At 62.5% G+C, this 619-nt stretch carries 1 tRNA gene; it reads right to left on the reverse strand.

Features of this window, described 5'->3' with window-relative positions:
* A tRNA-Gly gene (locus DK459_RS07530) sits at nt 1-76 on the reverse strand.
* Between the last annotated feature and the right edge of the window lie 543 nt (nt 77-619).

The following is a 619-nucleotide window of genomic DNA, read 5'->3' on the forward strand; positions in this document are numbered from 1 at the left end:
TGGAGCGGGAGACGAGTCTCGAACTCGCGACCTCAACCTTGGCAAGGTTGCGCTCTACCAACTGAGCTACTCCCGCGGGGGCACTGCGTTCTGGTGTGTTGCCAGTATGTTGCCGGTATTGCTGCCGGCACATCGACACGTTCTGAAAGAGCCCGTGTCCACCAAAGACAGCGATTATACACAGTTTTTAGGACTTGTGCGGGCTCGGCGTTGTTCTATCGGAAAAAGCCGCCGCGGCATCGCGCGCGTTGCCAGCGAGCAGGTCTCGCTCGCGCATGGCGCGTCCATTGCCGCTCGTGGCTCGCCTCGTCTATCGCGGTCCACCCATTGCGGTTCGATCCTTGCGCATGTCGAATGGGCGGGCGCGCGACCAAGAGTTGCCGCTACGACGCGATGTTGCGGCGGGCATTGGTTTGGGGGCATTGCCTGGGAGCACTGCGGGGGGGGTAAGGGGGGGCTGCTGAGCGGACCCGATTGTGGTCCAGGCGGCTTTGGCGATCCCGGCGGTGGGGTCCAATGATGCGGTGGCATTCAGCCAACGACGCATCGACTGGAGCGGGAGACGAGTCTCGAACTCGCGACCTCAACCTTGGCAAGGTTGCGCTCTACCAACTGAGCT

The sequence above is a fragment of the Achromobacter sp. RW408 genome, assembly GCF_003184165.1.
GTDB lineage: Bacteria > Pseudomonadota > Gammaproteobacteria > Burkholderiales > Burkholderiaceae_B > Achromobacter > Achromobacter xylosoxidans.